Genomic DNA, 2,547 nt, shown 5'->3' with positions numbered 1-2,547 from the left:
CGCCGACGATTTCGTCCTGGAGACGTCCGGCGCCCCCGAGACCTCCGACAGCTGGGGAGAGGCGACACCGGCCTGGTTCGACCGCTACCCGGGCACCTGACCTGGCCGATGACTTCGAGCCGGCATCGACCGGCCAGCTCCGGCCCCCACCGGCTCTGAGCAGGCATGGCCGGACCGGGCTTCGACTCGGCTCTGATCCGTCTTGATACGCCTCTGGCTCTGACCCGAGACCCGATCCGGCCTACGCTGCCTGCTTCTTCCGCAGTCATCCGACTCGTCCGAGCTACTACCAGAGACCGACGACCTCATCCGGACGCGACGATCTCCTCTGGTTGCACGGCGGCGATATGCTCGGCCGGTCAGCACGTCTCACCACCCAGGGCAAGCATGTTCCACTAGATGGGGCAGTAGACGGGACAGCTTGGCCCGGAAGGTGGGACGATCAGGGGGCGGTAGCTCAGTCGGTCAGAGCAGCGGACTCATAATCCGTCGGTCGTGGGTTCGAGTCCCACCCGCCCCACAGTGTCTGCGCAGGTCACGGGCCTGTAGGCGATCTCTATCCGATCGCACTCAGAATCTTGCTAAAAATCTGCTAACGACGCTACTCCGCGGGGGAGGACTTGTGGGAGACGGGCTGGGATGTGCCCGCTGGGAGACGTCGCTGGCCTCGGCAAGGCGGGAGGCGGGGGAGCGGTCTCCGGTGACGTTGGACGAGGTGCGTGCGCATCGCGAGGAGATTCTTGCTGCCGGGCGTCGGTTCGGGGTTCGGAATGTGCGAGTGTTCGGCTCAGTGGCTCGTGGCGAGGCCACAGGGTCCAGTGATCTGGATCTGCTGATCGATGTCGGGCCTGGTCACGGATACTTCGACATGGCGGCTTTCGCGCTCGCGGTGGAGGACCTGCTGGGTGTGTTCACGCAGGTCGCCACCGAGGGTGGGCTGAAGCTACGTATCCGTGACCGGGTGCTCGCCGAAGCTGTGCCGGTCTGAACGGCTGTCTGTGCGGCGGGACGAGGAAGCGGCTGGCGGACATCCTGGACGCGGCGGAGAAGATCGCGGCCCGGGTGCGGCGCGGCCGGGAGCGGTACGACGCCGACGAGGATGTGCAGATCGTGCTCACCCATCTCGTACAGGTGATCGGCGAGGCATCGTTCCGGCTGTCGTCGGAGCTCACCGGCCGGTATCGGCAGGTGCCGTGGCGGCAGATCGTCGGTATGCGTCACCGTGTGGTGCACGACTACTTCGCGGTTGACCTCGACGTTCTGTGGGCGGCCGCGAGCATCGACGTCCCACGCCTGGCAGAACAGGTACAGGGCATCCTCGACGAGTTGACGTCCCACAGGGACGGTATTGCCGGGAGCCATGCGGCGGAAGATCCTGAGCGCTGACCGTGGATCGTCGTCCTACTTCGTCGATGATGAGACCGAATCGGTCACCTGTGGGACACGGAGGCGGCCGAAGTACTGGAATCTCCTGCCATAACAATGTGTATGAATGGGTATGCATCTGACCACTTTGGGGTGAGTCGCGGTCCCGGGGTTCGACCCTCGGTGGTAGCCGTGGACTGGCTGCCTGGCGAGCGGAGTCCCAAACCGCTGGCCAGGCAGAAGAAGACCGAGCCAGACAGAGGCCGCCCGACGTGGACCGCTGGTGTCGGTGGTGAGCAGGACGGGGTAGCCGTGGGGGTGGCGGTCGTAGGCGGCGTCGCGGGCGAGGACGGCGAGGGCGTAGGCGCGCAGCGCCGCCGCGGTCCGGGGGAGGTTCTGTGCGCTCACCGGTTGGCTCCGGCCTGGTGGGCGGCGGCCGGTGTGGTGGTCGCGAGGAATTCCACGGGGCCGACCGCGTAGGCGTCGATGCCCGCTGTGCGGGCGAACTGGTCGGCCGCGGCGGCGCTTTCGAAGACCAGCACGATGCCCGTGACCTGCCGCTGGTGTACCCCGGCGAACCTGACCAGCCCGTACAACGCCTGTTCGTCGTGCACGTGAATCGCCTCCGTGGGTCGGGGAAGGAGAAGGGCTGGTTCCGGGCGGGCCGTGTGTGGCCCGGGAAGGCACCCGCCCGGAACCAGCGAGGTGCGGCGCCGTGCCGGGGGACCGCTGTCAGCCCGGCCGGAACCGCTGCCGAAAGTCCATCGCGTTCGTCTCCCTGTCGGGACGTTCACCGTGGGAGATCCCGGAGGGACACTCGGGGGATACCGGGGGAGGATCGGAAGTCCGCACGCCTGCGCCGTACGAAGACCCGTCAGGTCGTGTCCGCACTTGTACGCTTACGCTGTGAGACGGGCTGCGGTGTCACCGAACGAGCAACTGCGCGCCGCCCGGCTGCGCACCGGTTCTGCCGAAATCCCGGGGGAGCCGCTGTCGCGGCAGGAGCTGGCCGAACGGGTGAACCGGTGGACCTTCCACCGGGATGGCCGTATCACCGAGGTGGACGGGAACTACATCGGCAAGCTGGAACGCGGGGTCATCCGCTGGCCGCAGCGGTGCTACCGGGAGGCGCTGCGGGCGATCCTACGGGTTGAGACCGACCGGGACCTCGGCTTCCACCGC

At 67.5% G+C, this 2,547-nt stretch carries 4 protein-coding genes, 1 tRNA gene and 1 pseudogene; 4 read left to right on the top strand and 2 right to left on the bottom strand.

Annotation, left to right across the window (positions count from 1 at the left end; translation table 11 throughout):
* Window positions 1-446 precede the first annotated feature (446 nt).
* From CM1CMNOD_RS16330 to CM1CMNOD_RS16320, 3 genes are all read left to right on the top strand, one after another.
* Window positions 447-520 (top strand) — tRNA-Ile (locus CM1CMNOD_RS16330).
* A 102-nt stretch (window positions 521-622) separates the two neighbouring features.
* Window positions 623-988, top strand: a complete 366-nt coding sequence (locus CM1CMNOD_RS16325; protein ID WP_013874692.1) for a nucleotidyltransferase family protein — start codon at window positions 623-625, stop codon at window positions 986-988.
* On the top strand, window positions 985-1,386 hold the full coding sequence (locus tag CM1CMNOD_RS16320; protein ID WP_013874691.1) for a HepT-like ribonuclease domain-containing protein: 402 nt from the start codon (window positions 985-987) through the stop codon (window positions 1,384-1,386). The genes CM1CMNOD_RS16325 and CM1CMNOD_RS16320 overlap by 4 nt, the downstream gene beginning before the upstream one ends.
* 15 nt (window positions 1,387-1,401) lie before the next feature.
* On the opposite strand, the gene CM1CMNOD_RS16315 is transcribed toward CM1CMNOD_RS16320, so the two are convergent.
* On the bottom strand, window positions 1,402-1,773 hold the full coding sequence (locus CM1CMNOD_RS16315) for a hypothetical protein (protein WP_013874690.1): 372 nt from the start codon (window positions 1,771-1,773) through the stop codon (window positions 1,402-1,404).
* Window positions 1,770-1,979 (bottom strand): hypothetical protein, encoded by a 210-nt coding sequence (locus tag CM1CMNOD_RS16310; protein ID WP_013874689.1) that lies wholly within the window; start codon window positions 1,977-1,979, stop codon window positions 1,770-1,772. The genes CM1CMNOD_RS16315 and CM1CMNOD_RS16310 overlap by 4 nt, the downstream gene beginning before the upstream one ends.
* A 292-nt stretch (window positions 1,980-2,271) precedes the next feature.
* Between CM1CMNOD_RS16310 and CM1CMNOD_RS21910 the strand changes: the two are divergent.
* A pseudogene (locus tag CM1CMNOD_RS21910) lies at window positions 2,272-2,547 on the top strand (XRE family transcriptional regulator); the annotation flags it as partial.

The sequence above is a fragment of the Protofrankia symbiont of Coriaria myrtifolia genome, from assembly GCF_900634755.1.
Lineage (GTDB): Bacteria > Actinomycetota > Actinomycetes > Frankiales > Frankiaceae > Protofrankia > Protofrankia coriariae.
This window is presented reverse-complemented; position numbering and strand designations above follow the sequence as displayed.